The sequence below is a fragment of the Lacibacterium aquatile genome (assembly GCF_042683105.1).
GTDB classification, from domain to species: domain Bacteria; phylum Pseudomonadota; class Alphaproteobacteria; order Elsterales; family Elsteraceae; genus Lacibacterium; species Lacibacterium aquatile.
The window spans coordinates 342958-368082 of record NZ_JBHUIP010000003.1; the positions used below are offsets into that span (position 1 = coordinate 342958).

Here is a 25125-nt window from a genome sequence, read left to right on the forward strand (position 1 = left end):
CCCGGATAAACCGGGGCATGACGGCTATCTTTTCGTTTCGGGTTTAAACCCGCTCCACCGCCTTGGCGGCCTTGAGGGCGTTGGCCTTCTCCAGCGCATCGAAATAGGGGGCATAGGATGGCCGGTCGACATAACGCCCGGCGCCCTGCACTGCGCGCAGATCCCCCTTGGTATAGACGAGCTTGCCCCGGCTGATGGTATGGACCGGAATCCCGGTGACATTCATGCCCTCGAAGATATTGAAGTCGATCTTCTGGTGATGGGTCTTGGCGCTGATGGTCTTGGTGCCCTCGGGATCCCAGACCACGATATCGGCATCGGCCCCCGCCTGGATGCAGCCCTTGCGCGGATAGAGATTGAAGATCTGCGCGGTATTGGCGCTGGTTACCTTCACGAATTCCATCGGTGTCAGGCGGCCGGTGCGCACACCCTGATCCCACAGGACCATCATGCGATCCTCGACCCCGCCGGTGCCGTTGGGGATCTTGGTGAAATCGTTCTTACCTGCGGCCTTCTGCGGTTCGCAGAAGCAGCAATGATCGGTGGCGGTGGTCTGAAGATTGCCGCCCATCAGGCCGCGCCACAGATGCTCCTGGTGCTCCTTGGAGCGGAAGGGCGGCGACATGACGTGGGCCGCGGCAAAGCGGAAATCCGGGTTCCGATAGACGCTGTCGTCGACCACCAGATGGCCCGCCAGCACCTCGCCATAAACCCGCTGGCCCTCGTTGCGGGCGCGGGTGATGGCGTCCAGCGCCTCCTTGCAGGAGACATGGACGATGTAGAGCGGCACGCCCAGCACCTGGGCGATGCGGATGGCGCGGTTGGCGGCCTCGCCTTCCACTTCGGGAGGGCGGGAGAGCGGATGGCCTTCGGGGCCGTTGATGCCCTGGGCCAGCAGCTTCTTTTGCAGGTGATAGACCAGCTCGCCATTTTCGGCGTGCACGGTGCAGAGAGCGCCCAGCTCCCACGCGCGGGAGAAGCTGTTCACCAGCACCTCGTCCTCGCACATGATCGCGTTTTTATAGGCCATGAAATGCTTGAAGCTATTGACGCCGCGTTCCTTCACCAGCGTGCCCATGTCGCGATGGACGCTGTCGTCCCACCAGGTGACGGCGACGTGGAAGGAATAATCGGCTGCGGCTTTTTCCGCCCAGCCGCGCCAGGTGTCATAGGCTTCGATCAGCGACTGCTTGGGGCTGGGGATCACGAAATCGATGATCATCGTCGTGCCGCCCGCCAGGGCCGCCGCGGTGCCGGTATAAAAATCGTCGGAGGCGACGGTGCCCATGAAGGGCAGTTGCATATGGGTGTGCGGATCGATGCCGCCGGGCATGACATAGGCGCCGCCCGCGTCGATGATCTCGGCCCCGGCAGGCGCGGCCAGATTCTCGCCGACGGCGGCGATCTTGCCACTGTCATCGGTCAAGACGTCGGCGCGCATCATCTGTTCGGCGTTCACCACAGTGCCGCCCCGGATCAACAAGCTCATCGTTCCACCCTCCAGAATTCTTAAAGGGGTGGGGTCTTGGCGACCCCACCCTGTAGGCATTACAGCTTAGAGGCTTTGTCGAAGATTTCGTGCGTGAAGGCGCCTTCCGGCTTCTTGGAGATCACCGGCGCCGATTTGCCGTTCATCAGGATCGACACGGTGCGCTCGTAAGCGGCCGGATCGAGGTAGCCGGTGCCCTTGCTTGATCCGGCGACCAGCTTGGCGATTTCGGCGGCCATGCGCTTCTGATGCTTTTCGGTCTGGGCGCCCGAAGCGTCGTTATCCAGGACGATGGCGGCGGCCTCGTCCGGGTTCTTCGCCATATAGTCCCAGCCCTTGATCGAGGCTTTGACAAATTTGGCGAGTTTGGTTGCCATAGCCGGATCCTTGACCGACTTGCCCATGGCATAGAGCCCGTCTTCCAGCGTGGCGACGCCCTGGTCTTCATATTTGAAGACATTGAGCTGATCGGCCTTCAGGCCGCCATCGATGACCTGCCAATATTCATTGTAGGTCATGGTGGAGATGCAGGCCGCCTGCTTCTGAAGCAGCGGGTCGACGTTGAAACCCTGCTTCAGGACGGTAACGCCATTGGCGCCGCCTGCTGTGGAATAGCCGAGCTTATCCATCCAGCCCAGGAACGGATATTCATTACCGCCGAACCACACGCCCAGGGTCTTGCCCTTGAAGTCGGCCGGGGCATTGACGCCGCTGTCCTTGCGACAGGTCAGCATCATGCCGGACTTCTGGAAGAACTGGGCGATATTGACCAGATCGACGCCCTTTTCGCGCGTCGCAAGGGCGGACGGCATCCAATCGACGACGACATCCGCGCCGCCGCCTGCGATCACTTGGCTGGGGTTGATGTCGGGGCCGCCAGCCTTGATGGTGACGTCGAGACCGACTTCCTTATAAAAGCCCTTGTCCTTGGCGACGTAATAGCCGCCGAACTGGGCCTGGGTCACCCACTTCAGCTGAAGTGTCAGCTTATCCTGCGCCATTGCCGGCAAGGACGCCGCAACAGCAAGGGTGGTGCCCAGTAACAAACCGCGAAGCAACATAGTCCTCATCCTCCGTTAGTGGGGTCCCTGGCGGCGCCCTGATTGTTGGGCTGTTTTATGGAGTGTCGTTACCCGCGTGCCTTGCGATACGAGGGGTGCCAGAAAGTCGTCGCCCGTTCGATCAGGGCTATCCCGCCATAGGCGGCAGAGCCTGCGAGGCTGGCGACTGCGATGGTGGCCCACACGACATCGACATTCATGCGGGCAACCTCGGTCGAGATGCGGAAGCCCATGCCGACGATGGGCGTTCCGAAGAATTCCGCCACGATGGCGCCGATCAGCGCCAGCGTGGAATTGAGTTTCAGCGCGTTGAAGATCATCGGCATTGCGCAGGGCAGACGCAGGTTCAGCAGCGTCTGGCTATAGCTCGCACCATAGGAGCGCATCAGATCCTTCTGCATCGCATCGGCGGTCTTCAGGCCCGCCAGTGTCGAGATCAGCATCGGGAAGAAGGTCATGATAACGATGACGGCCGCCTTGGACGGCCAGTCGAAGCCAAACCACATCACCATGATCGGCGCGATGCCGACGATGGGAATGGCGCTGACGAGATTACCCAGCGGCAGCAGCCCCTTCTGTAGGAACGGCGAGCGGTCGACGGCGAGCGCGGTCAAGAAAGCGGCGCCATTGCCCATGATATAGCCAGCGATGACACTCTTCAGGAAGGTCTGGCCGAAATCGGCGGCGAGGATGCTCGACTGGGCCAGCAGTGCGTCCAGGACGGCCGATGGTGCGGGCAGCAGGACCTTTGGTACACCAAAGCCGCGCACGCAGACTTCCCAGAGATAGAGCACCATCAGGCCAAACAGCGCAGGTACCAGCAGCCGGGTCGCCGTATGTTCCATCTTGGCAAAACCGGCCATCAGCCGGACCAGCCCATGGGTCGCAGCCAGCACCATCATCCAGGCCGCGAGACCTGTCGAAATATCGATGTCCTGGCCGATCAGCACCAGGGGCGCCAGCATGGCCGGTATGGTGCCGGCGGCGGTCAGCGGCAGGCTCCAGCGCGGTGGCAGCATGATCCCCATCGACACCAGAGTCAGCAGGCTGCCGAGAGCGAGGAACCCCGCCAACGGTTGATCGAAGAAATAGATCGATCCCGCATCCTCGATGGAAACCGGCAGCAGGGACAGCAGCAGGAAAGCAGCTTGAAGCGCGAAGCCGCCGGTGAAGCAGAAGGCGTTTTTCATGCCCGGCCCCCGTGCGACTTCACGACGAAACGTTCGATCAGGCCAATTAGCCCGACCAGCAGCATGCCCATGACCGCCGCCATGATCAGGGCCGACCAGATCTGCACGGTCTGACCGTAATAGGACCCGGCCAGCAGGCGCGCGCCAAGCCCGGCCTGGGCCCCCGTGGGCAGTTCGCCGACGATGGCACCCACCAGCGCGATGGAGATCGCCACCTTAAGGCTGGTGAAAAGGAAAGGCAGGGAGGCAGGCCAACGCAGCTTCCAGAACATCTGGCTACGACTGGCCGAATAGGTGCGCATCAGGTCGATCTGCAGGGGATCGGGCGAGCGTAGGCCCTTCACCAGACCTATGGTGACCGGAAAGAAGCAGAGATACATCGAGATCACGGCCTTGGGCAGCAGGCCGGTCAGCCCCATGTTGCCCAGCACGACGACGATCATCGGGGCAATCGCCAGGATCGGCACAGTCTGTGAGGCGATGACCCAGGGCATCAGCGAGCGGTCGAGCGTGCGGATATGAACAATCCCCACGGCCAGAAGCACGCCCAGCAGGACGCCCAGACCAAAGCCGACGAAGGTCGAGGATCCGGTTACCCAGCTGTGGAACAGCAGGTTGCGCGGGCTGGTGATGCTGGCAGACAGGCTTTTCTGGATATCGGCGACCACCTGCTGCGGGGCAGGCAGGATCGGCCGCTCCATGCTCCAGGCGGCGCCGACCAGCTCGGTCAGTGTCCAGTCCTTCTTCTCGTCCCGCTCCCAGGCGTCCTTCACTTGCGGGCCATTCAGGAAGACCGCCCCGACCAGCCACAAGACCAGCAGGCCTGCGATCATGGAGGCAAGCGGCAGCACACGGCTCAAGACCGTGTTCTCCTGAACGGCAGGACGGGGCAGGGCCACCTCAGACATCGTGGGCGTGCCCCTCGGCCAGGGCTTCGCGCACTTTATGGGCGACTTCCAGGAAGGCGGCGGTATCGCGGGTTCCGGCGTCTCGATCACGCGGCAGCGGGCTTTCGATGACATCGACGATGCGACCGGGTCGCGCGCTCATCACGACGATTTTGGTCGAGAGATAAACCGCCTCGGTAATCGAATGGGTGACGAAGATGACGGTCTTGCCGGTCTGTTTCCACAGGCGCAGCAATTCGTCGTTCAGGCGGTCGCGGGTGATTTCATCGAGCGCGCCGAAGGGTTCATCCATCAGCAGCATATTCGGTTCGAACGACAGGGCGCGGGCAATCGAGACGCGCTGCTGCATGCCGCCCGACAACTGCCAGGGGAACTTCTTCTCGAACCCGCTGAGCCCGACCAGCGCGATGGCCTTGGCCGCCCGCTCCTCGCGCTCATATTTCGGCAGCCCCATGATTTCCAGCGGCAGCATCACGTTGCGCCAGACATTCCGCCAGGCATAGAGGGTCGGTGCCTGGAAGACATAACCATAGGCGCGGTCGAGGCGGGCCTGCTCGGCAGTCCCGCCATTGACCTGCAATGTGCCGGAGGTCGGATGCTCCAGATCGGCGATGGCGCGCATCAAGGTCGTCTTGCCGCAGCCCGACGGTCCGATGAAGCTGACGAAATCACCTTTGCGGATGGTGAGATTGACGTGCGAGAGCGCCGTCACCGGATGGTCTGCGGTCGGATAGACCAGCGAGACGTCGTTGACGTCGATCACGACCGGGGCCTGATCCGTCTGATCGGCCGGTCTTTGCATGCTCACCACGCTTCCGCTCCTCGATACCAACGCCTAGCTCCTTCTGAAGGTACGCCATGCTCCGCAAACGGCATGCCGATTTTATTCGGCCGCCGTCGGCATTTTTCGCATCGGGTTGTTGGGGTGGGTCGTCCAGTTGGCATAGGGCAGGTGATCCGATACCGACTCCATGGTGATGCATTCGGGAACCGGGCAGGCGATCATACAGAGATTGCAGCCGACGCAGTTTTCATCGACCACCTCGAAGTGCCGCTTGCCGTCCTTTTCCTTGGTGATCGCCTGATGGGACGTATCCTCGCAGGCGATATGGCAGCGACCGCATTCGATGCATTTATCCTGATTGATGCGGGCTTTCAGGTCGTGATTGATGTTGAGATACTGCCAGTCGGTGACGTTCGGCACGGCAAGGCCGCGCACGTCGTCCAGGGTCTTGTAGCCCTTCTCGTCCATCCAGTTGGCAAGGCCATCGATCATCTCCTCGACCACCTTGAAGCCATAGACCATGGCGGCGGTGCAGACCTGCACAGAACCGGCACCCAGGGCGATGAATTCAGCGGCATCGCGCCAGGTGGTGATGCCACCGATCCCGCTGATCGGCATGCCGCGTGTATCGGCGGTGCGGGCGATCTCGGCCACCATGTTGAGCGCGATGGGCTTTACCGCCGGACCGCAATAGCCGCCATGGGTGCCCTTGCCGTCGACAACCGGCTCCGGTGCCATGACGTCGAGGTTCACCGACATGATGGAGTTGATGGTGTTGATCAGCGAAACGGCATCCGCGCCGCCCGCCTTGGCAGCGCGTGCCGGGCCGAGGATGTTGGAGATATTGGGTGTCAGCTTGACGATGACGGGCATGCGGGTGTGCTGTTTGCACCAGCGCGTGACCATCTCGACATATTCCGGCACCTGACCGACGGCGGCGCCCATGCCGCGTTCCGACATGCCGTGCGGGCAGCCGAAGTTCAGCTCGATCCCATCGGCGCCGGTGTCTTCGACCAGCGGCAGGATCTTTTTCCAGGCGTTCTCCTCGCAGGGGACCATCAGCGAGACGACGAGGGCGCGGTCGGCCCAGTCGCGTTTCACCTGTTTGATCTCGCGCAGGTTCACTTCCAGCGGCCGGTCGGTGATCAGCTCGATGTTGTTGAGGCCCATGACGCGGCGGTCGCCGTCGTGCCAGGCGCCATAGCGGGAGGTGACGTTGACCACGGGCGGATCCTCGCCCAGGGTCTTCCAGACCACGCCGCCCCAGCCCGCCTTGAAGGCGCGGACGACGTTATATTCCTTGTCGGTCGGCGGCGCGGAGGCCAGCCAGAAGGGATTGGGAGACTTGATCCCGGCGAAAGTGGTGCGAAGGTCGGCCATCTGTGCGGCTCCCTTACTCAGCCCATCAGGGCTTTATGGATGGAAAGGGCGGCCTGCTTGCCGTCCTCGACCGAAGCGACCGTCAGATCCTGACCGCCCGCGACGCAATCGCCGCCCGCCCAGACCTTGGGCAGGCTGGTTTTGCGTTCGGCATCGACCTTGATACGGCCGCTTTCCAAAGTGATCTGCGGGGTGGAGCCATTGAGGGCACCCGGCACAAACGTCTGGCCGATGGCTTTGAAGATCTGATCGGCAGCCATCTCGAAGGTTTCGCCGGTGCCGGTCAGCTTGCCGCCGGACATCTGGGTATATTCGAAGGTGATGGAAGTCGCCTGACCGCCTTCGCCGCTGACCTTCACGGGCTTGGCCCAATGTTTGATCTTAACGCCGTTGGTCTGCGCCCAGTCCTGTTCGACCGGGGTCGCGGTCATGGTTTCCTTGCCCCGTCGATAGACGAGGGTGACATCCTCCGCACCCAAGCGCTTGGCCTGGGTCGCGGCATCGATGGCGGTATTGCCGCCACCAATCACCACGACCTTGCGGCCAATGGGCAACATCGACAGGTCGGAGACCTGTCGCAGGGCGGCGATGAAATCGACGGCATTCTCAACGCCGGTCAGATCCTCGCCTTCGGCCATCAGCGCATTGACGCCGCCAAGCCCCATGCCCAGGAAGACGGCATCGAATTCCTGCGCAAGTTCGCTGACATGGCCGTCGCGGCCCAAAACCCAGTCGGTGACGACAGTGATGCCGCCGATGGCGAGGATATAGTCGACCTCGCGCTGGGCGTAATCATCGACGGTCTTATAGGCGGCGATGCCATATTCATTGAGACCGCCGAGCTTGGGCCGCGCCTCATAGACAGTGACGTTGTGACCGAGGGTCGCGAGACGATGGGCGCAGGAAAGGCCGGCCGGACCGCCGCCGACGACGGCGATTGTCTTGCCGGTTTCAGGCGCCCGCTCGAACAGTTGGATGCCCTTGTCGAACAGCCAGTCGGTGGCGTGCCGTTGCAGATCGCCGATGGCAACCGGCTCGTCATCCAGCTTGTTGCGCACGCAGGCCTGCTCGCACAGGATTTCGGTCGGGCAGACGCGGGCGCACATGCCGCCCATGATATTGGCCGACAGGATGTCCTTGGCCGCGCCCTTGGTATTGCCGCTGCCGATCTTGCGGATGAAGCTCGGGATATCGATCGATGTCGGGCAGGCTGTGATGCAAGGCGCATCATAACAATAGAGGCAGCGATCCGATTCGATCAGCGCTTCCGGTCGCGTCAGCACCGGATGCGCATCGCAGAAATTACTCTTGAGATCGGCCGTGGGCAGGCGCCCCGGCGCTACGTCCCGATGTGTGGTCATCGTCCCTCCTCGTGTGAGGGGGGCGGTGGGGCTTTTGCCCTCTTCCGTCCCGCTCGAACCCTGTTCCGTGGTCTTGTCCTGTTCGTTCCGCAAATGCGTCGTCGCGACGAAGTCGCTCGGGATTTGCGCGTAGGTCTTAGGCGTTCGCGGCCTCGATCATGGCGTGCAGCAAGACATTGCCGCCCGCCGCGCAATCATCGGGGGTCGCGTTTTCAACCTCGTTGTGGCTGATGCCGTCCTCGCAGGGGATGAAGATCATCCCGGTCGGGGCAACACGGTTGATGTAGCAGGCGTCGTGACCGGCGCCGGATACGATCTCCATGTTGGAATAGCCCAGACGCCGGGTCGCGCTGCGCACGGCACCGACGCATTTATCGTGGAAGGTCACGACCGGCGAATGCCAGATCTGAGTGACCTCAATGGTCAACCCGCTGTCGCGCGCCAGCTTGTCGGTGAAGGCCCGCAGGTCGCGGTCCATGCCGGTCAGTGCTTCCTCGTTCGGATTGCGGAAATCGACGGTCATGAAGACTGAACCCGGAATGGTGTTGCGCGAATTCGGGCTGACCTGCATCAGCCCGACCGTGGAACGGCCAAAGGGCTGCAACGACATGCCGATGCGGTTGACTTCAGTGACGATCTTGGCGGCACCGACCAGCGCATCCTTGCGGATCGGCATGGGAGTCGGGCCGGCGTGGGCTTCCTGACCGGTGAGTGTGATCTCGTACCAGCGCTGGCCCTGGGCATGGGTCACGACGCCGATGGTGCGGGTCTCATGCTCCAGGATCGGGCCCTGTTCGATATGGGCCTCGAAATAGGCGCCGACCGGATGCTGGCCAACCGGCTCGGACCCGGCATAGCCGATGCGGGTCAGCTCCTGCCCCATGGTTTTGCCGTCGAGGTCGGCGCGGGACAGGCCATAGGCGAGATCGAACACGCCTGCAAACACACCCGATGCCACCATGGCCGGAGCAAAGCGGCTGCCTTCCTCGTTTGTCCAGACGGCGACCTCAACCGGCGCTTCGGTCTCGACGCCATAGTCATTCAGGGTGCGCAGAACCTCCACACCCGCCAGCACGCCATAGACGCCGTCGAACTTGCCGCCCGTGGGCTGAGTGTCGAGATGGCTGCCGGTCATGATCGGGGGCAGATCGTTATTCTTGCCGGGGCGACGGGCAAAGATGTTGCCCATCTGATCGACGGTGATCGTGCAGCCGGCGTCCTTGCACCATTTGATGAAAAGGTCACGGCCGTCGCGATCCAGATCGGTCAGCGCGAGGCGGCAGACGCCCCCCTTTTCCGTGGCGCCGATCTGGGCCATTTCCATCAGGCTGGCCCAAAGGCGGTCGCCATTGATCTTAATATTCTCCACGGTCCCTTTTTCCCTTCCGACACAAAGCTCGCCCGTTTGCGCCGAAGAAGACTTCGTGCAGTAATCGACGAACCCGAGAAAAATCAAAATCCTCCGCCTTTTGCAGGTCTTTAGAGGATCTTTACGCGTGTTAAGCCCCGAACCCCTGGGCATCTTGGATGCCCAACTTCCTGTCTCTTGGCCAGCTGCTTTAAGCAGTTCTGGCAGGCAGTCGTTTCTCGACTGTCTTTAAAGTTGATAGCAAAAAGCAGGCCACGACTTGACTAAATGGTCAAGTCGGTTTTTCACAACGGCCTCAAGTAGTCCAAAGGACGGTAGGTCGCCGCTAAAACGCCCTCTTTACGGGGAAAGGTGCGGCGGGGACCACGCCATTCGCGATCATTTCGACAAGGAAATCGGCGATGCTGCTGAAATCTTTGGCATCGAGCGCCGGTTTACGCAGCAGCAGGCTGACCTGGATGGAAAAATCGGCGTAATGCTGGGTGGCCGACCAGATCAGGAACAGCAGATGCCGCGAATCGACGGGCTTCAGCAGGCCTTTTGCGATCCAGCCATCGATGATGGCGGCCTTGGCATCGACCCAGAGCAAGAGACGCTGTTCCAGATGATCCCGGATCAGCGGCGCGCCATTCAGCATCTCATTCGCCCAGACGCGGCTGGCATGGGGCCTTGTGCGGGAATGGTCGAGCTTCAGGCGGATATAATTGGCGAGCGCCTCGCGAGGGTCGTCCGCCTCCTCGAAGGCGGCGGCATCCAGCCAGACTTCCATGATGTCTTCCAGCACCCGGCGGTAGAGCGCCTCCTTGGTGCTGAAATAATAATGGATGTTCGATTTCGGGATATCCGCCTTGGCCGCGATCATGGCGGTGGTCGCGCCGCGCAGGCCGTAGGTGGCGAAGACTTCCTCCGCAACGATCAGGATATCGCGTTCCGACCGCTTGCGGCCACGCCGTCCGGAGGGGGTGTCGTCGTCGGGCAAGGCGGTACGGGACTGTTCCATGGGGCGATGGTGACGCCAAGCGCGCGCAGGAGGCAATGGTAAAAGCGGTACCCCTTTAGATCTCGTCATCCCAGGGCTGGACCCTGGGATCTCGTGTGGCCACACTGCGTCGAGCACTCAACGGAAGGAGATCCCCGGATCAAGTCCGGGGATGACGAGCTTTTTAAAGAGGTGGGAGTGTTTTTTAAGCCGACCGGACTTCCGACAGGAACGCCGAGATCGACTGTTCCAACGCAGCCGACTGCAGGGCTAGGCCCTGGGTCGACTGCATGACCCGGCCCGCTGCTTCGCCGGTCGCCGAGGCGGCACCGCGCATCGCACCGACGCTGTCGGCCACCATGCTGGTGCCGGATGCTGCTTCCTGGGTGTTGCGGGCGATCTCGGCGGTGGAGGCACCCTGTTCTTCGACGGCAGCGGCAATGGCGGCGGCAATCGAGTTGATTTCGCCGATGGTGGAGGCAATGCCCTGGATCGCGCCGAGCGTCCGCTCGGTCGCGCCCTGAACCGCGCTCACCTGACCGGTGATTTCCTCGGTCGCTTTGGCGGTCTGGCCCGCCAGGTTCTTCACCTCGTTCGCCACAACCGCGAAGCCCTTGCCTGCTTCACCCGCGCGTGCCGCCTCGATGGTGGCATTCAGCGCCAGCAGATTCGTCTGGGCGGCGATGTTGTTGATGAGGCCGATGATCTCGCCGATGCGGGCGGCCAGGGCCGAAAGCTCCTGCACCGTGGCGTTGGTGCTGTCGGCCTCGGTCACGGCGCGCTGGGCAATGCGGGCCGATGCCGACACCTGACGGCCGATCTCATGGACCGAGGAGGAAAGCTCTTCGGCCGCGGCGGCGACGGTCTGGACGTTGGCCGAGGCCTGTTCGGAGATGCGGCCGACCGAATTCGACTGCTGGGTCACATCTTCGGCAATCCGGCCCAGGTCGTCGGCAGTCGACTGCATCGATTGTTCGGCAGAGGCCACGGCTTCGAGGGCGGTGGAGGTTTCGGTGTCGAAGCGGCGGATCAGCGCATCGATCTTCTGGGCACGGGCGGCGCGGGTCTCTTCACCCTGCAAACGTTCCTGCTCCAGCACCTTGGCGTGCACCAGATTGTCCTTGAAGACCTGAACAGCGCCAGCCATTTCGCCGATCTCGTCCTTACGGCCGACGCCGGGGACGTCCACCGAGGCATCGCCATCGGCAAGCTTGGTCATGGCGGAGGTCATGCCGCGCACTGGCGAGGCAATGGCGCGGACCAGCAGGAAACCCAGCGCTGCCGACAGCACCACCATCAGGCCCATGCCGATGAAACCGGCAATGGTCGCCTTGGCAAAAGCGCCATCAAGTTCGTCGGAGCGGGCCTGGAGCTGTGCCTGTTCTTCGCTGCGGATTTCCGCGATGAGGGTGCGGATCGGGTCGATGAATTTGCGGCCGACTTCGCGGGCTTCGATGTCCTGCGCTTCGCCCAGGGTCGCGAGATTGCCTGCCAGCTTGATCGCTTTGGCCGCAACTTCGGTCCGCCAGCCGTTCATGTGGGTCATGATATCGTCGAGGCGCTTTTGCTGCTGGGCATTGCCGTCTGTCAGCTTCTTGGCGGCGTCCCAATGCAGGGCCATGACCTTCTCGCCTTCCTTATAGGGGGCGAGGAAGCTGTCGTTCATCGAGATGAGGTAGCCGCGCAGACCGTCTTCCTGATCGATCATGCTGGCACCCAGCAGATTGACCGCATCAAGGGTGCGATGGCTCTGGTCGGTGCGGGTGCGGATGGCATCGATCGCCGATAGCTGACCGATCATCACGCTGCTGGCGGTGCCGGTCACCAGGATCAGTGCCAGAAAGGTCAGGGCGATCTTCTTCGAGATCGACAGGTTGCGCAGGCTCATTTTATCCCCCGTTCTAGGTCCGCGGGATTGCCCCCCCGCTAACGTCTCTAGATCAGCTTTATAGGCTGTAATCCGTTGCTTCTAGGTAAAGGCGCATCGCTAAATTATGTACGTCGTCTGACGATGAGATCAGCCGCTCGTAAAGCCCAACCCTAGGCGCCACCAGGATTTCCGTATGTTCATCGGACCCGCTGGCGGCAAAAGATTGGTTAATAGTGGCCGCGTCACAGTTGGCATGAATTGAAAAAATAATGTTGGCCACACCCTTGTCCGGGATCCGGACCAGGGCTCTGGCTTCCAGTCGGGTGATGAGGTCGGGGGACAGGCCCAGTTCCTCCTCGAACTCCTTGCGCAACTGCCCGGCGGCATCGGTCGACTCCAGGCCGCCCGCGGGCATGACCTCCCATTCGCCGGGCGACATACCCAGAAGCGGGCTACGCCGTCCGATAACCACGCCATCCCGGCAACTCAGAACCGATGTGACACCCAGCGGGTCTATGCCCAGCGCCTCCCGCACCTGCCGGTCGCGGCGGGCGGCGAGAATGACGCTGTAGGAACTGGGGGTGACCTGGATTGCGTCGGCCGTTGCACTCACCAGCGCCAGCACCTTGCCGTCAAACAGTGAGCCGGACCGGCGGGCCTGTTCGGCCTGCCAGATCTCGGCGATGCGGGCGGCGATAGCAGGCGGGGGCGTGATTGCCGCCTCCGCCCGTTCGATGCGGAAATCCGGCGCAAGCCGCAGGATTACCCCGCCATCCAGGCGGCTCCCGTCAGCCAAGACGGACACCCAGATAGGTGCGATCGTCGGCAAAGCCTTCCGCCGTCGATCCCTTCACGGAAGGATAGGTGCCGGTTTTCGACGGATCTTCGCGCTCGACCCGCGCAAAGGTGCTCTCCCAGGCAGCGACACCGAAGCCTTCGCCGGGGGTGAAATAGCCGTCGGTGAACAGCTCCACCGTCTCCACCTCGGCCAGGGGAAATTCGTGGGTCTGATACAGCGACCGCGGAATCTCAAACCCATCAAGGCAGCCATAGCCCAGGCCTGATTCCGTGTTGTTGAGGTACTTGCCCTGGGCATGGACGATGCCGCCCTGAACCAGATAGGTGATATCGGCTTCCGGCACATGGGGCAGGGCCGCCTTGTTGGCAGCAATGGCGGCGGTCTCGATGCCGACCAGTTGCTCATCGCTCAAAAGCCCGTTCAGAACCTTGGCGGCATTGCGGGTGCCGTTCCAGGTGAGCAGACGCGAGGTTTTCTCGCGCTCTGCCGGATCGGCGACAGCTTCGCAGAGCAGCGGCCAGGCGGTCACGCGCAGGGTGGCGGTGATCTTGTCGAGGTCCTTTTCGTCCTGAAGCAGCTTGGATCCATTGATCCGCACGCCACTGTCACCGACGAGAAGAACGATTAAGCGGTCACCGGAAACGGCGGCCAGGGACAGGGTGCAGGCGAAACGCCGGTTCCAGTCCTTGGCGGCGGCATCCAGCATGTCATGGCGTCGATAGGCGGCGGCCAGGGCTTCCGTCATGATGGCGACCACGGCCTCGGGATCATCCAGCGGCGCGTCGGGGGCGGAGAGGAGATGCTCCAGGGCGCCCTTGACGATGGTGGCGGCATAGCGGCCCGACAGCATGCCGTCGTAGCGGGTGCCAAGGCGGTCGGTGACGCCGTCGATGACGGCATAGGCGCGGCCTGGGAGGACGACGAATCGATCCTCGTTGGCCCCTGGATCGGCAAGCAGCTTGCCCAGGGAAAAAGCTTCGATCTGCATTGTTAGCTCTCGATGGTGTTTGCGACTTGTTGCGCGCCCACCAGGATAGGAGGATCGGTGTTAAGAAAAAACCGCCCGGAAAGGGTATCTTTCCGGGCGGCTCTTCCGCGTCGTTGGATTAGCGAGCTGCCTGCAGCTCTTTCCACTTGGCGATATAGGCGTTCCGGCTGGCGGCCGCTGCCTTAATGTCGTACTTGGCAAGCTTGATACGGGTGATCGGGGTCATACCCGCGCCGCCCACGTCCTTGCGCACCGAACGACGACCAACTTCCTTCACCAGATATTCCTGGATTTCCTTGGTCAGCAGCCAGTCGATGAACTTCTTGCCGTTTTCAGCCTGCGGAGCGCCCTTCACGAGAGCCATGCCATCGGCGACGGTCGAGGTGCCGTCTTCGGGATAGACGATGGCGACATTGCCGCCGCCGCGCACGTAATCGAGCGCGCCGTCTTCCAGCGTCAGGCCGACCAGGGCTTCGCCGTCATTGACGAAACGCGGCACGGCGCCCGAGCTGTCGGACAAAACGGTGTTGCCCAGGATCTTCTTGGCGATGTCCCAGCCTTCGGTCTCGCCATAGATCGTGATTATGGTCGCAAGCTGCTGGTAGGCCGAGCCCGAGGTATCCGCGCGGGCGGACGAGATCTTGCCCTTCCACTTCGGATCGGCAAGGTCCTTCCAGGACTTGGGATAGCCTTCAGGCTTCAGTTCAGCCGAGTTCACCGAGAAGACGGCCACGATGCCGTTGTAGGGAACCCATTCCGGGCTGACTTTGTAAGCCGGGATGATGTCGGCATCGGCTGCCGGGGTGAAGGCCTGCAGCAGGTCCTTGCTGTCTTCAAGCTGCTCGCCGCCGATCGACCAGATGACGTCGGCCTTGGGCGCGCCAGCTTCGGCCTTCACGCGCTTCAGGATGTCGCCCGAACCCGCCTTGACGAGGTCGACCTTGATCCCGGTTTCTTTTTCAAAGCGCGGTGCGAGAGCATCCGCGACGGATGCCTTGACGGCGGTGTAGACTGTGACGCGCTTGTCTTGAGCATGCGCGGTTCCAGCCAGCAGGGCCAGGGTTGCAACGGCCACTGCACCTTTTTTAAGCATGGTTCTCTCCCTGATTTGCGTAGTAACGCTACACAATCATTGCGGTTTTGTTTCAATTTTGTAAAGGTCCGATCGCCGCTTTAGCGGCAATAGACGAGGGGAGAGGGCTTTGACGGATCTGAAAATCCAAGGTGTGGCGAAAATCTACCCACCTGCACCACCAGTTCTGGATAGCATTGATATTTCAATTAAATCCGGTGAATTCTTTACGCTTCTGGGGCCGAGTGGCTGTGGGAAAACCACGCTTCTGCGAATTATTGCAGGCTTCCTACGGCAGGACTCCGGTGCGGTTGTAGTGAATGGGGAGGCTATCGACCATTTGCCTCCACACAAACGCGACGTTGGCATGGTGTTCCAGGATTACGCGATCTTTCCGCACCTGACCGTCGCGCAGAATGTGGCCTTCGGCCTCAAGGCCCGCAAGGTCTCTCCGGCCGAGATCGAGACCCGGGTCGCCGAGAGCCTGCGCACCGTGCGCCTCGATGCCCTTGCCGACCGTCTGCCATCGGAACTGTCCGGTGGTCAGCAGCAGCGCGTGGGCTTGGCCCGCGCCATGGTCATCCGTCCCAAGCTGTTGCTGATGGATGAGCCCTTGTCCAACCTCGACGCCAAGCTGCGTATCGAGTTGCGCGAAGATATCCGCGATATCCAGCAGCGCCTGGGCATCACTACGATCTATGTGACCCACGATCAGGAAGAAGCACTCGCGATCTCCGACCGGATCTGCGTCATGAACAAGGGCAAGATCGAACAGCTCGATCCGCCGTTCGATCTCTACCGTCATCCCAAGACCCGCTTTGCCGCGAACTTCGTCGGCACCATGAACTTCCTGCCCGCGACGCTGTCCGCTGGTGCGCTGACCCTGGGCGGTCAAGAGGCTGGTTTCAAGGTCGCCGGTTCCGATGGCGCGGTGTCCGTGGCGATCCGTCCGGAGAATGTGGTTATCCGCACCCAGTCGAGTGCAGCCGCCTCTGCCGGTGAGCTTCATTTGTCCGGCACGGTCACCAAGTCGACGTTTCTGGGCAAGGAAGCCCATTATACCCTCAAGACCCCCATTGGCGATCTGGTCGCCCAGGTCTTCGACCCCACCCAGGATCTGCTGCAGGCCACGGGGCAGGCGGTCGATGTGCTGCTGCCGTTGAACAAGCTCGTGGTTTTCGGCGCTGACGAGAAGGCGCTGCCGATCACGCTGGGCGGTGCATGATGGCGGCGCGTCGGCAAAAGGACATCTGGACTTATGTGCTGATCGCTGCCTGGGTTCTGCTGCTTGCGTTGCTGGTCTGGCCGCTGTCGACCGTTCTGCTCGCCTCGGTCCGCGATAATGCGACGGGTGACCTGACCGGCGGGAACTATTGGACGATCTTCACGACGCCCCAGTATCTGCGGGCTATCGGCAATACGCTGTGGGTTGGCGCTGCGGGCATGGCCGGGGCGGTGTTCCTGGGGGTGACGCTGGCCTTCCTCGTCACCCGCTTCCACATGCGGGGCAAGGCGTTCATTCAGACTTTATCGGTCATCGCCCTTGTGTCGCCGTCCTTCATCGGCGCCTACGCCTGGATCGTCCTGTTCGGGGCCAATGGGTCGGTGCGGCAGGGGCTGCGCGCCATCGGCATCAGCATCCCGCCGATCTATGGCGCTGCGGGCGTCATCATGGTCTTCGCCCTGAAGCTGTTCCCCCATGTGTTCCTGATCACCTCGACCGCTTTTGCCTCGGTGAACCGGTCGCTGGAAGAGGCAGCGGAGAATCTGGGCGTTTCCCCCTGGAAGCGGTTTTTCCTGATCACCCTGCCGTTGATCCTACCCGCGATTTCCACGGCGGCGCTGCTGACGTTCGTGCTGTCGATTGCCGACTTCGGTACCCCGCGCCTCATCGGCCGGAACCTCGAAGTGCTGGCGACCGAGGCCTTCACGCTCTATTCGTCGGAAGTCGGCGGTAATCCGGGCATGGCGTCCGCCATCTCGGTCGTGCTGATCGTGCTGTCGATGATCGTGGTGCTGATCCAGCGCCGGATGGTCCGCAAGGATATCTTCGCCGGTAACCTGCTGAAGCCGCCGATCCCCATCGTGCCCAAGGGCTGGAAGAAGGTCGTCGTCTATGGCGTGTCCTATGGCATTGCGCTGATCGGCGCGATCCCGGCCATCGTCGTCGTCATCTTCTCCTTCCGCAACACGCGGGGACCAGTGTTCCAGCCGGGCTTCGGCTTCGGGTCCTATGATAAGGTGATCCACGGCATCACGGATCCGATCATCAATACGCTCTGGTTCTCGACGGCTTCGGTCGTCAGCATCGTGATCGCCGGCACCTTGATCGGTTATCTGATCGCGCGTCGCCAATCGACCGTGACCGGTGCGCTGGATGGCATTTTGATGGTGCCCTACGTGGTGCCGGGCGTCGTCATGGGTATCGCCTTCATCGCCAGCTTCAATCAGGGGCCACTGCCGATCACCGGTACGGCACTGATCATCATCCTGGCGGTGTTTGTGCGCCGTCTGCCTTACACCGCGCGCTCTGTCGCGACGGCCTTGCGGCAGACATCGACGCGCCTGGAAGAAGCGGCGGTCAGTCTTGGCTATAGTCCGGGGCAGGCCTTCCTCAAGGTCGTGGTGCCGATCATCCTGCCGGGCATCCTGGCGGGCGGCATGATGAGCTTCGTGACCGCGATGAACGAGCTTTCCTCCTCGCTCGTCCTCTATGTCGGATCGACCATCACCATGCCGGTGAAGATCTATCTGTCGGTCATGGACGGCGAATATGGAACGGCGTCGGCACTGGCCACGATCCTGCTGACAATCACGGCACTCTTCGTCTATGCCGCCTTCCGATTGTCGGGAAAGAAGCAGAGCGTCCTGCTCTAAAAGAAAAAGGCCGGCACCCGAAAGGATGCCGGCCTTAGTTTTGGGGAGGACCCTGTCAGTGGCGGGTGGCGTCAGCGCGGGAGAATTCCTCCAGCTCTGCCGTCAGGGCTGCCAGTTCCTTGCCGCCCGCCATCATCTCCAGCACCTGTTCGCGGCTGACGTCGCTCTTGGCAAAATTGCCAAGGCTGCGCCCCCGGTTCAGCAGGGTGAATTTATCGGCGATGGGATAGGCGTGATGGACGTTATGGGTGATGAAGATCACGCCCAGCCCGCGTGCCCGTGCCTGGGCGATGTAGCGCAGCACCATCGATGCCTGCTTAACGCCTAGGGCCGAGGTGGGTTCGTCCAGGATCAGGACCTTGGCGCCAAAATAAACCGCGCGGGCGATGGCCACGCACTGCCGCTCGCCCCCCGACAGGGTGCCGACGGCTTGGGTCGGGTCGCGGACATCGATGCCGATCTTCTGCATCTCCTCCTTGGCGACCTTATTGGCGAAAGCGACATCGAAGCGTTTGAAAAGCCCGCGCCCCTTGCTGGGTTCGCGCCCCATGAAGAAGTTCCGCGTGATGCTCATCAGCGGCACCATGGCGAGGTCCTGGAACACCGTGGCGATCCCGGCGTCCAACGCATGGCGGGGCGAGGAAAAATCGACCGCTTTACCGTCGACCAGGATCTCCCCGGTCGAGGGGCGATGCACGCCCGACAGCATCTTGATCAGGGTCGATTTACCCGCGCCATTGTCGCCCAGCAGCGCCAGCACCTCGCCCGCCTTGACCGACATATTGATGTCTTTCAGGGCCAGGACATTGCCGAAGGTCTTGGAGGCGCCGCGCAGTTCGATAAGAGGAATATCGCTCATTTGCGGCCTCCCGTTACCCGGTTGCGGACGTAGGTATTGAAGATGACGGCCAGCAGCAGCATCACGCCTAAGAAGACCCGGAACCAGTCGGTATTCACCCCGGTATAGAAGATGCCCATCTGCACGACACCGAAGATGATCGCGCCAAAACAGGGGCCGATGACGGTGCCATAGCCCCCCGTGAGCAGCACCCCGCCGATGACGGCGGCGATGATCGCCTCGAACTCCTTCAGCACCCCGCGATCAGCGGCGGCGGAGCCGAACTCCATCACCTGGCAGGAGGCATAGATGGTGGCGCAAAGGGCGCTGACCATGAAGAGCGCGATCTTCACCCGCTTGACCGGCACGCCCATGTTGCGGGCGGCATTGGCATCGCCGCCGACAGCAAAAATCCAGTTGCCATATTTGGTGCGCAGCAGGACCCAGGAGCCGACGGCGGCCAGGCTCACCCACCAGACGACCACCATCGGAATGCCGGTGACGAGCGGGCTGCCATCCGGGAAACTGCCGAGAATCCCGACACTGGCAAGCCAACTGAAAAGCCCCTGGAAGATCTTTCCGGCGAACAGCCATTCGACAAATGTGCCCGTGGAATGGTTCTTCACGCCGCCGATGATCGTGCGGTTGGTGAATAGCACCGACAGCGCGATGGTCAGGCCGCGCAGAATGAACAGGAACGCCAGCGACACGATGAAGGACGGCAGGCCGGTGCGCACGACCAGCCAGCCATTGAGCGCGCCGATGGCCATGGCTCCGGCGAAGGCGAAGAGCACCGACGCCTCAATGGGCCAGTTCCAGAAATTGGTGGGGATGGCGATCATCATCCCGGCAAAGCCGATCATCGAGCCGATGGACAGATCGAACTCGCCGGAGATCATCAAAAGGGCAGCGCCGATGGCGATGATGCCGAGCTGGGCCGACACCACGGTCCAGTTCATCACGCCTTCGGCGCTGAACATGCCCGACGACCCGGCGGTCAGGGCGAAGAATAGGAAGACAAGGATCGTGCCGGAAACCGCGCCCAGTTCGGGGCGGGCCATCAGCTGATTGAAGAACGGCGTCGCTTGCAGACGTTCGTCCGCCGGCCCATTGGCAGGCGTGGGCGCTTTCGCGGGGGCGGCGCTCATACGGGGGATCTCCTCCCTATGTCGACTAATCAGAAATCGTCACCCCGGGACTTGATCCCGGGGTCCCCTCCGAGAGTGTTGCCACACCGTCCGTGTAAGAATTGGACGGGCTCCCGGAGGAGATCCCCCGCATGAAGCGGGGGATGACGACAAACACAATGATTGGAGATCCCGGGATCAAGTCCCGGGATGACGACCAACAGGAATTAGCGGTATTCGCCCGCCAGCTTTTCGACCAGGGCGATATTATCCTTGGTGACGAACCCCGGACCCGAGGAGATGTCGTTGCTGGGCATGACGCCATAACGCGCAAGATTTGTCAGCAGAACGACCGGCAGATAGCCTTGCAGGTAGGGTTGCTGATCGACGGCGAAGGCAATGGTGCCGCTCTTGATCGCTTCAGAGATCTTGCCCGACAGATCGAAGGTGCCAAAGGTGACCTTGCCCGCCATCTTCATCTGGTCGAGCGCGGCGATGGTGGGTTCCGCCGAATTCGGGCCCAGCGTCAGGATCGCATTGGTATTCGGCTTAGCGCGCAGATAGGCCGTGACCTTGGTCTGCACTTCCGTCGGATCGATGCCGCTGTCGAGCATCTGGTCGGACAGCTTCTGGCCCAGGGCTTCGGCAAAACCACGGCAACGTTCTACCGAAGCCGGATTGGTGATGTAGTGGTTCACGCACAGGAAGTTCGACGCGCCGGCCGCCTTGGCACGCATACCGGCGCCATAACCGGCGTCATATTCGGCCTGACCGACGTGCATCAGGGCGCCAAGCTGCTTGGACTGCTCGCGGGTGCCGGAATTGATGGTGATGACGGGAATGCCCTTCTTGACCGCGCGGCCGATCGGCTCCTTCAGCACATCATAGTCGGCGATGGTGACGATGATGCCCTGCGGGTTGGAAGCCGCTGCCTGATCGACGATACGCGCCATGTCGGTCAAATCGCCGGTCGTAGGATTGCGGTAATCGACGGTTACATCCATCTGCTGGCCCGCGACCTTGATCGCGTTTTTGATGGTATTCCACCAGCTGTCGGAATCGGGGGCATGGCTGATCAGGACGAACTTCTCGCCCTTGGCCTCAGCCAGGGTGGGAGAAAGAGCCAGACCGAATACAGCAACGGCAACGCCCGAAAAAAGCGCCTTTAGCGACATTTCATTTCCTCCCAAGCGACCTGTAGCCGACTTGATCCGGGGCATTTTCGACCTTGATATCAGGGCCTTGTCGGCTGGTCGTTTGAATAAAGATATTACCCCGTTCGACCCATAGAATGCGCGTTCTGCGTGTGGGTGTAAAGGCAGTTTGGAAAATTTTTGCAACAACTGTCGAATTTTGAATGATATATTTCATTCTGAGTAAAACAGTTCAGTCGCCGGAGAAGACGTTGGTGTCCGAAGAAATCACGATCCCTGACAGTTTTTCCGACCTGCAGTCCGTCATTGCTCAGCGACATGGCGAGATGTCTCCTCGCCTTCGGCAGATCGCGGAATTTGCCCTGGCCAACCCTAATGACATGGCTTTGGAGACTGTCGCGGTTGTTGCTGAACGGGCAGGGGTGCAGCCATCGGCCCTGATCCGGTTTGCCAAGCTGCTGGGGTACGACGGCTTCACCGATATGCAGCGGGTGTTCCGCACCCGACTGACCGACAGCATGATGAGTTATGGTCAGCGCCTGCGCGCCCTCAAGACCTCGGACGGTGGTGGGTCGGATGCGGCGGGTATCCTCAATCATTTCGTGCGCGCCGGGGTGATGGCGCTGGAACATCTGGAACAGGAGGTCACGGACGAGGATCTCGACGCGGCACTGGAGATGCTGGCCAAGGCGCAGCATATCTTTGTTGTCGGTTTCCGCCGCTCCTTCCCGGTCGCCACATATCTCGCCTACGCCCTGTCGCACCTTGGCCGCCGGGTGATCCTGGTCGACCATGTGGGCGGCATGGCGCGCCAACAGATGCAGAGCGCGGGCGACAAGGATCTGGTCCTTGCCATCAGCTTCAAGCCCTATGCCCAGGAAACGATGGATCTGGTGCGGCTGGCGAGCGGCAACGGGGTCCCGGTCATGGCGATCACCGACAGTGCGCTCTCGCCAATGATCCCTTATGCCGAAGTGACGCTGAAGGTGGATGACGCCCAGGTAAAGGGTTTCCGCTCCCTCACCGCCACCATGTGCCTCGCGATTTCCCTGATCGTCGCCCTGGGGCAGCGCCTTGAAGGCGTCGAATGGCAGCGGCAAGGCTAAGTTGATCGTGAAGTAATACGTTAAGCTTGCGTTTATATTTGGTTTAAATTCTAATAAAGCCCGGGAGCATACATATAAGTCCGGGGTACAGACATGCGCGCTAGTGCCATGCAGCAGAAGCTTCGTCGGAAGCCAAATATCCATCTGATCGGTCCGATGGGAGCGATTCTGTTTTTCGCGATGATGCTGCCGATCAAGGCCGTCACGATGCTGATCGAGTTCCTGGCCGAACGCGGTATGTCCAACTTCTCGGCCGATGCGGTGCAGAGCGCGCAATACGGCCTCTTCAGCCTGAATATCGTCGTTGGCCTCAGCTATATCGCCATCATGTGGATCCGCTTTTACCGCGAGATCTGAGGGGCGTTTCTAATAGCGCTCGTCATCCCCGGACTTGATCCGGGGATCTCCTGTTGCCGAACCGCGTAGCCCGGCCTTTCGAGGGGTAGACGCGGCTTGCCTACACAAGATCCCATGGTCAAGCCATGGGATGACGAAATCTCTTTGAGGCGTTTTCTGGCGACGCCTCACGCTCCTCCTTAAACCTTCACTGCCCGGCCGGTCGCCATCGACTCATTGGCCGCTTCGGCAAGCCTGAGCGCTAACCGGCCATCCTCGCCGGTAGGGGCGGGCGACGTGCCGGTGTCGAGGCATTTCACGAAGGCCGCCAGTTCCAGCCGGAAAGCATCCGCATAGCGGGTGATGAAGTTATAATGCGGCAGCGAACTGGTGACCCCCGCTGCCGTCGAGGCGGAAACCGTGGTGATTGGCGTATTGCCCGCCTGCAGCAGACCCTTTTCCCCGATCACCTCCAGACGCTGATCATAGCCGAAGGTCGAGCGGCGGGAGGTATTGATCACCACATGTTTGCCGCTGGCGGTGGTCATGGTGATGGTGCCGGTATCGATATCGCCCGCCGCGCCGATTTCGGGATCGACGAGGTTCGAGCCCACGGCATAGACGGTCGACGGTTCCTCGCCCAAGAGCCAGCGGGCAGTGTCGAAATCATGGATCGACATATCGCGGAACAGCCCGCCCGAGGTTGGCACAAAGCCCGGAGGCGGCGGGGCGGCATCGCGGTTATAGATCACGATATGCTCGGTCTTGCCGATCACGCCCGCGTCCAGCTGGCGCTTCAAGGCGGCGAACTGCGGGTCGAACCGGCGGTTGAAGCCGATCATCAGCGGGACGTTGCAGGCCTTCACGGTGGCAAGGCAGGTCTCGACCCGCGCCATGGTCAGATCGACCGGCTTTTCGCAGAAGATCGCCTTGCCCGCGCGCGCGGCGGCTTCGATGAAATCGGCATGGGTGTTGGTGGAGGAGGTGATGATGACCGCGGTCACCTCCTTATCGCCCAACGCACCATCGATGTCGGAGGCGGTGGCGCCCAGGGTGGCGGCGAGAGCGGAGGCAGCCTGCGGAACATGGTCGACCACATGTTTGATGCGGACGTTCGGAATGGCGGCGAGGTTGCCTGCATGCATCTTGCCGATGCGCCCGGCGCCGATCTGCGCGAAGACATGTTTGGTCATGGACGTTTCCTTTGGTTTTTTTGTGTTGGCCTATCGCGCTTTGCGCTACTTGAGGCCGTTTTTCTTTTTCTCGTCATCCCGGCCGCAGAGCCGGGATCTCTCTCCAGCGGTGCCGCTCAGGATGGACCCCGCATCAAGTGCGGGGTGACGGTTGGAGTAGATAAGAAAAAGGCCGCCCTCGCTGGGGCGGCCTCCTTAGTGCTAGACGGCGACGGGTTTGCCGCTTGCCATCGATTCGTTCGCGGCATCGGCGAGCCGCAGGGCCTTGCGGCCATCCTCACCCGAGGGGTTGAGGGCACCCTTCTCGTTGATGGCTTTTAGGAAGGTCGCCAGCTCCAGCTTGAAGGCATCGGCATAGCGTTCCAGGAAGAAGGGCATCGGCTTTTCCGAGACAATGCCATCGTGCAGCGAGGCCGAGACGGTGCTGATCGGCTTGTTGCCTGCCTGCAGCATGCCCTTTTCGCCCAGCACTTCGATGCGCTGGTCATAACCATAGGCGGCGCGGCGGGTGTTGGAGATCACGGCCTGCTTGCCGGATGAGGTCGTCATGATCACGGTGGCGGTATCGATATCGCCTTCCTTGCCGATCTCTGGGTCGACCAGGACCGAACCGACGGCGAAGACGCTGACCGGTTCTTCACCCAGCAGCCAGCGGGCCATGTCGAAATCATGGATGGTCATGTCGCGAAACATGCCGCCCGAGGAGCGCGAGTAGGTGGCGGGCGGCGGCGAGGGATCGCGCGAGGTGACGATCACCTGTTCGACCTTGCCGATGACGCCCGCTTCGATCTGACGCTTCACTTCGGCGAAATTCGGGTCGAAGCGGCGGTTGAAGCCGATCATCAGCGGCACGCCCGCTTTCTTGACCGTCTCCAGGCAGGCATTGACGCGGTCCATGGACAGGTCGACCGGCTTTTCGCAGAAGATCGCCTTGCCCGCGTTCGCCGCGCGCTCGATCAGATTTGAGTGCGTGTCGGTCGGCGAGCAGATCAGGACGGCGGTGACTTCCTTATCGGCCAGCGCGGTCTCGATATCGGTGACGCTGGCGCCATAGAGCTTGGCGAGGTCACCGGCGGCTTCTTGATTGACGTCGATGACGTACTTCAGACGTGCGCCGCCAACGGCAGCCAGATTACCGGCATGGATCTTACCGATGCGACCGGCACCGAATTGAGCGAAAACCTGCATCTTCAAAATTCTCCCTGGGACGGCCTGAACAGCCTTGGCAGAAGAATTAACATTCC

At 61.7% G+C, this 25125-nt stretch carries 22 protein-coding genes; 4 read left to right on the forward strand and 18 right to left on the reverse strand.

The genetic code is table 11. From position 1 onward, the window contains the following. Positions 1-43: 43 nt before the first annotated feature. The 13 genes from hydA to ACFSM5_RS03680 all read right to left on the reverse strand — a co-directional run bounded on the left by hydA (position 44) and on the right by ACFSM5_RS03680 (position 15271). The gene (gene hydA, locus ACFSM5_RS03620) at positions 44-1489 is read right to left on the reverse strand and encodes a dihydropyrimidinase (RefSeq protein ID WP_379874875.1); all 1446 of its coding nucleotides are present in this window, start codon (positions 1487-1489) and stop codon (positions 44-46) included. 59 nt (positions 1490-1548) lie between these two features. Beyond that, entirely contained in the window at positions 1549-2550 is a 1002-nt protein-coding gene (locus tag ACFSM5_RS03625; RefSeq protein WP_379874876.1) for an ABC transporter substrate-binding protein, read from the reverse strand. Positions 2551-2618: 68 nt separating this feature from the next. Next, the gene (locus ACFSM5_RS03630) at positions 2619-3740 is read right to left on the reverse strand and encodes an ABC transporter permease (protein ID WP_379874877.1); all 1122 of its coding nucleotides are present in this window, start codon (positions 3738-3740) and stop codon (positions 2619-2621) included. Further along, positions 3737-4648, reverse strand: a complete 912-nt coding sequence (locus ACFSM5_RS03635; protein WP_379874878.1) for an ABC transporter permease — start codon at positions 4646-4648, stop codon at positions 3737-3739. Before ACFSM5_RS03635 ends, ACFSM5_RS03630 begins: the two co-directional genes overlap by 4 nt. Continuing rightward, on the reverse strand, positions 4641-5450 hold the full coding sequence (locus ACFSM5_RS03640) for an ABC transporter ATP-binding protein (RefSeq protein WP_379875261.1): 810 nt from the start codon (positions 5448-5450) through the stop codon (positions 4641-4643). Before ACFSM5_RS03640 ends, ACFSM5_RS03635 begins: the two co-directional genes overlap by 8 nt. Before the next feature lie 81 nt (positions 5451-5531). Continuing rightward, positions 5532-6812, reverse strand: coding sequence for an NAD-dependent dihydropyrimidine dehydrogenase subunit PreA (preA, locus tag ACFSM5_RS03645; RefSeq protein ID WP_379874879.1), 1281 nt, complete (start codon positions 6810-6812; stop codon positions 5532-5534). 17 nt (positions 6813-6829) lie between these two features. Continuing rightward, complete coding sequence (locus ACFSM5_RS03650; RefSeq protein WP_379874880.1) at positions 6830-8173, reverse strand: NAD(P)-dependent oxidoreductase; 1344 nt, start codon at positions 8171-8173, stop codon at positions 6830-6832. A 136-nt stretch (positions 8174-8309) separates the two neighbouring features. Continuing rightward, entirely contained in the window at positions 8310-9497 is a 1188-nt protein-coding gene (locus ACFSM5_RS03655) for a Zn-dependent hydrolase (RefSeq protein WP_379875262.1), read from the reverse strand. A gap of 370 nt (positions 9498-9867) precedes the next feature. Beyond that, complete coding sequence (locus ACFSM5_RS03660; RefSeq protein WP_379874881.1) at positions 9868-10542, reverse strand: TetR/AcrR family transcriptional regulator; 675 nt, start codon at positions 10540-10542, stop codon at positions 9868-9870. Positions 10543-10726: 184 nt separating this feature from the next. Then, complete coding sequence (locus tag ACFSM5_RS03665; protein WP_379874882.1) at positions 10727-12409, reverse strand: methyl-accepting chemotaxis protein; 1683 nt, start codon at positions 12407-12409, stop codon at positions 10727-10729. A gap of 58 nt (positions 12410-12467) precedes the next feature. Continuing rightward, positions 12468-13187: an NUDIX domain-containing protein gene (locus ACFSM5_RS03670; RefSeq protein WP_379874883.1), complete on the reverse strand. Its 720-nt coding sequence runs from the start codon at positions 13185-13187 to the stop codon at positions 12468-12470. After that, positions 13180-14178 (reverse strand): hypothetical protein, encoded by a 999-nt coding sequence (locus ACFSM5_RS03675; protein ID WP_379874884.1) that lies wholly within the window; start codon positions 14176-14178, stop codon positions 13180-13182. The genes ACFSM5_RS03670 and ACFSM5_RS03675 overlap by 8 nt, the downstream gene beginning before the upstream one ends. Before the next feature lie 118 nt (positions 14179-14296). Further along, complete coding sequence (locus ACFSM5_RS03680; RefSeq protein ID WP_379874885.1) at positions 14297-15271, reverse strand: extracellular solute-binding protein; 975 nt, start codon at positions 15269-15271, stop codon at positions 14297-14299. Positions 15272-15404: 133 nt separating this feature from the next. Here ACFSM5_RS03680 and ACFSM5_RS03685 point away from each other — a divergent pair, with 133 nt between their 5' ends. Next, the gene (locus ACFSM5_RS03685; protein WP_379875263.1) at positions 15405-16475 is read left to right on the forward strand and encodes an ABC transporter ATP-binding protein; all 1071 of its coding nucleotides are present in this window, start codon (positions 15405-15407) and stop codon (positions 16473-16475) included. Further along, positions 16475-18127 (forward strand): ABC transporter permease, encoded by a 1653-nt coding sequence (locus ACFSM5_RS03690; RefSeq protein ID WP_379874886.1) that lies wholly within the window; start codon positions 16475-16477, stop codon positions 18125-18127. The genes ACFSM5_RS03685 and ACFSM5_RS03690 overlap by 1 nt, the downstream gene beginning before the upstream one ends. Before the next feature lie 55 nt (positions 18128-18182). Here the strand turns inward: ACFSM5_RS03690 and ACFSM5_RS03695 are convergent, their stop codons facing one another. The 3 genes from ACFSM5_RS03695 to ACFSM5_RS03705 all read right to left on the reverse strand — a co-directional run bounded on the left by ACFSM5_RS03695 (position 18183) and on the right by ACFSM5_RS03705 (position 21267). Continuing rightward, the gene (locus ACFSM5_RS03695) at positions 18183-18986 is read right to left on the reverse strand and encodes an ATP-binding cassette domain-containing protein (protein WP_379874887.1); all 804 of its coding nucleotides are present in this window, start codon (positions 18984-18986) and stop codon (positions 18183-18185) included. Then, a complete protein-coding gene (locus tag ACFSM5_RS03700) occupies positions 18983-20113 on the reverse strand; it encodes an ABC transporter permease (protein WP_379874888.1) in 1131 nt (376 codons plus the stop codon). Before ACFSM5_RS03700 ends, ACFSM5_RS03695 begins: the two co-directional genes overlap by 4 nt. 206 nt (positions 20114-20319) lie before the next feature. After that, positions 20320-21267 (reverse strand): sugar ABC transporter substrate-binding protein, encoded by a 948-nt coding sequence (locus tag ACFSM5_RS03705; protein WP_379874889.1) that lies wholly within the window; start codon positions 21265-21267, stop codon positions 20320-20322. Between the two features lie 233 nt (positions 21268-21500). On the opposite strand from ACFSM5_RS03705, the gene ACFSM5_RS03710 reads away from it, so the two are divergent. Together ACFSM5_RS03710 and ACFSM5_RS03715 are read left to right on the forward strand one after the other, a co-directional pair. After that, positions 21501-22352: a MurR/RpiR family transcriptional regulator gene (locus tag ACFSM5_RS03710; protein WP_379874890.1), complete on the forward strand. Its 852-nt coding sequence runs from the start codon at positions 21501-21503 to the stop codon at positions 22350-22352. Positions 22353-22445: 93 nt separating this feature from the next. Then, positions 22446-22709: a hypothetical protein gene (locus tag ACFSM5_RS03715; RefSeq protein WP_379874891.1), complete on the forward strand. Its 264-nt coding sequence runs from the start codon at positions 22446-22448 to the stop codon at positions 22707-22709. A gap of 179 nt (positions 22710-22888) precedes the next feature. Here the strand turns inward: ACFSM5_RS03715 and iolG (ACFSM5_RS03720) are convergent, their stop codons facing one another. Then, entirely contained in the window at positions 22889-23881 is a 993-nt protein-coding gene (iolG, locus tag ACFSM5_RS03720) for an inositol 2-dehydrogenase (RefSeq protein ID WP_379874892.1), read from the reverse strand. A gap of 201 nt (positions 23882-24082) precedes the next feature. Continuing rightward, positions 24083-25069 (reverse strand): inositol 2-dehydrogenase, encoded by a 987-nt coding sequence (iolG, locus tag ACFSM5_RS03725; RefSeq protein WP_379874893.1) that lies wholly within the window; start codon positions 25067-25069, stop codon positions 24083-24085. Between the last annotated feature and the right edge of the window lie 56 nt (positions 25070-25125).

Coding starts and splice junctions, on each gene's coding strand:
- hydA (WP_379874875.1), bottom strand. CDS start 1,489: ATGAGCTTGTTGATCCGGGGCGGCACTGTGGTGAACGCCGAACAGATG.
- ACFSM5_RS03625 (WP_379874876.1), bottom strand. CDS start 2,550: ATGTTGCTTCGCGGTTTGTTACTGGGCACCACCCTTGCTGTTGCGGCG.
- ACFSM5_RS03630 (WP_379874877.1), bottom strand. CDS start 3,740: ATGAAAAACGCCTTCTGCTTCACCGGCGGCTTCGCGCTTCAAGCTGCT.
- ACFSM5_RS03635 (WP_379874878.1), bottom strand. CDS start 4,648: ATGTCTGAGGTGGCCCTGCCCCGTCCTGCCGTTCAGGAGAACACGGTC.
- ACFSM5_RS03640 (WP_379875261.1), bottom strand. CDS start 5,450: ATGCAAAGACCGGCCGATCAGACGGATCAGGCCCCGGTCGTGATCGAC.
- preA (WP_379874879.1), bottom strand. CDS start 6,812: ATGGCCGACCTTCGCACCACTTTCGCCGGGATCAAGTCTCCCAATCCC.
- ACFSM5_RS03650 (WP_379874880.1), bottom strand. CDS start 8,173: ATGACCACACATCGGGACGTAGCGCCGGGGCGCCTGCCCACGGCCGAT.
- ACFSM5_RS03655 (WP_379875262.1), bottom strand. CDS start 9,497: ATGGAAATGGCCCAGATCGGCGCCACGGAAAAGGGGGGCGTCTGCCGC.
- ACFSM5_RS03660 (WP_379874881.1), bottom strand. CDS start 10,542: ATGGAACAGTCCCGTACCGCCTTGCCCGACGACGACACCCCCTCCGGA.
- ACFSM5_RS03665 (WP_379874882.1), bottom strand. CDS start 12,409: ATGAGCCTGCGCAACCTGTCGATCTCGAAGAAGATCGCCCTGACCTTT.
- ACFSM5_RS03675 (WP_379874884.1), bottom strand. CDS start 14,178: ATGCAGATCGAAGCTTTTTCCCTGGGCAAGCTGCTTGCCGATCCAGGG.
- ACFSM5_RS03680 (WP_379874885.1), bottom strand. CDS start 15,271: ATGCTTAAAAAAGGTGCAGTGGCCGTTGCAACCCTGGCCCTGCTGGCT.
- ACFSM5_RS03690 (WP_379874886.1), top strand. CDS start 16,475: ATGGCGGCGCGTCGGCAAAAGGACATCTGGACTTATGTGCTGATCGCT.
- ACFSM5_RS03695 (WP_379874887.1), bottom strand. CDS start 18,986: ATGAGCGATATTCCTCTTATCGAACTGCGCGGCGCCTCCAAGACCTTC.
- ACFSM5_RS03700 (WP_379874888.1), bottom strand. CDS start 20,113: ATGAGCGCCGCCCCCGCGAAAGCGCCCACGCCTGCCAATGGGCCGGCG.
- ACFSM5_RS03705 (WP_379874889.1), bottom strand. CDS start 21,267: ATGTCGCTAAAGGCGCTTTTTTCGGGCGTTGCCGTTGCTGTATTCGGT.
- ACFSM5_RS03715 (WP_379874891.1), top strand. CDS start 22,446: ATGCGCGCTAGTGCCATGCAGCAGAAGCTTCGTCGGAAGCCAAATATC.
- iolG (WP_379874892.1), bottom strand. CDS start 23,881: ATGACCAAACATGTCTTCGCGCAGATCGGCGCCGGGCGCATCGGCAAG.
- iolG (WP_379874893.1), bottom strand. CDS start 25,069: ATGCAGGTTTTCGCTCAATTCGGTGCCGGTCGCATCGGTAAGATCCAT.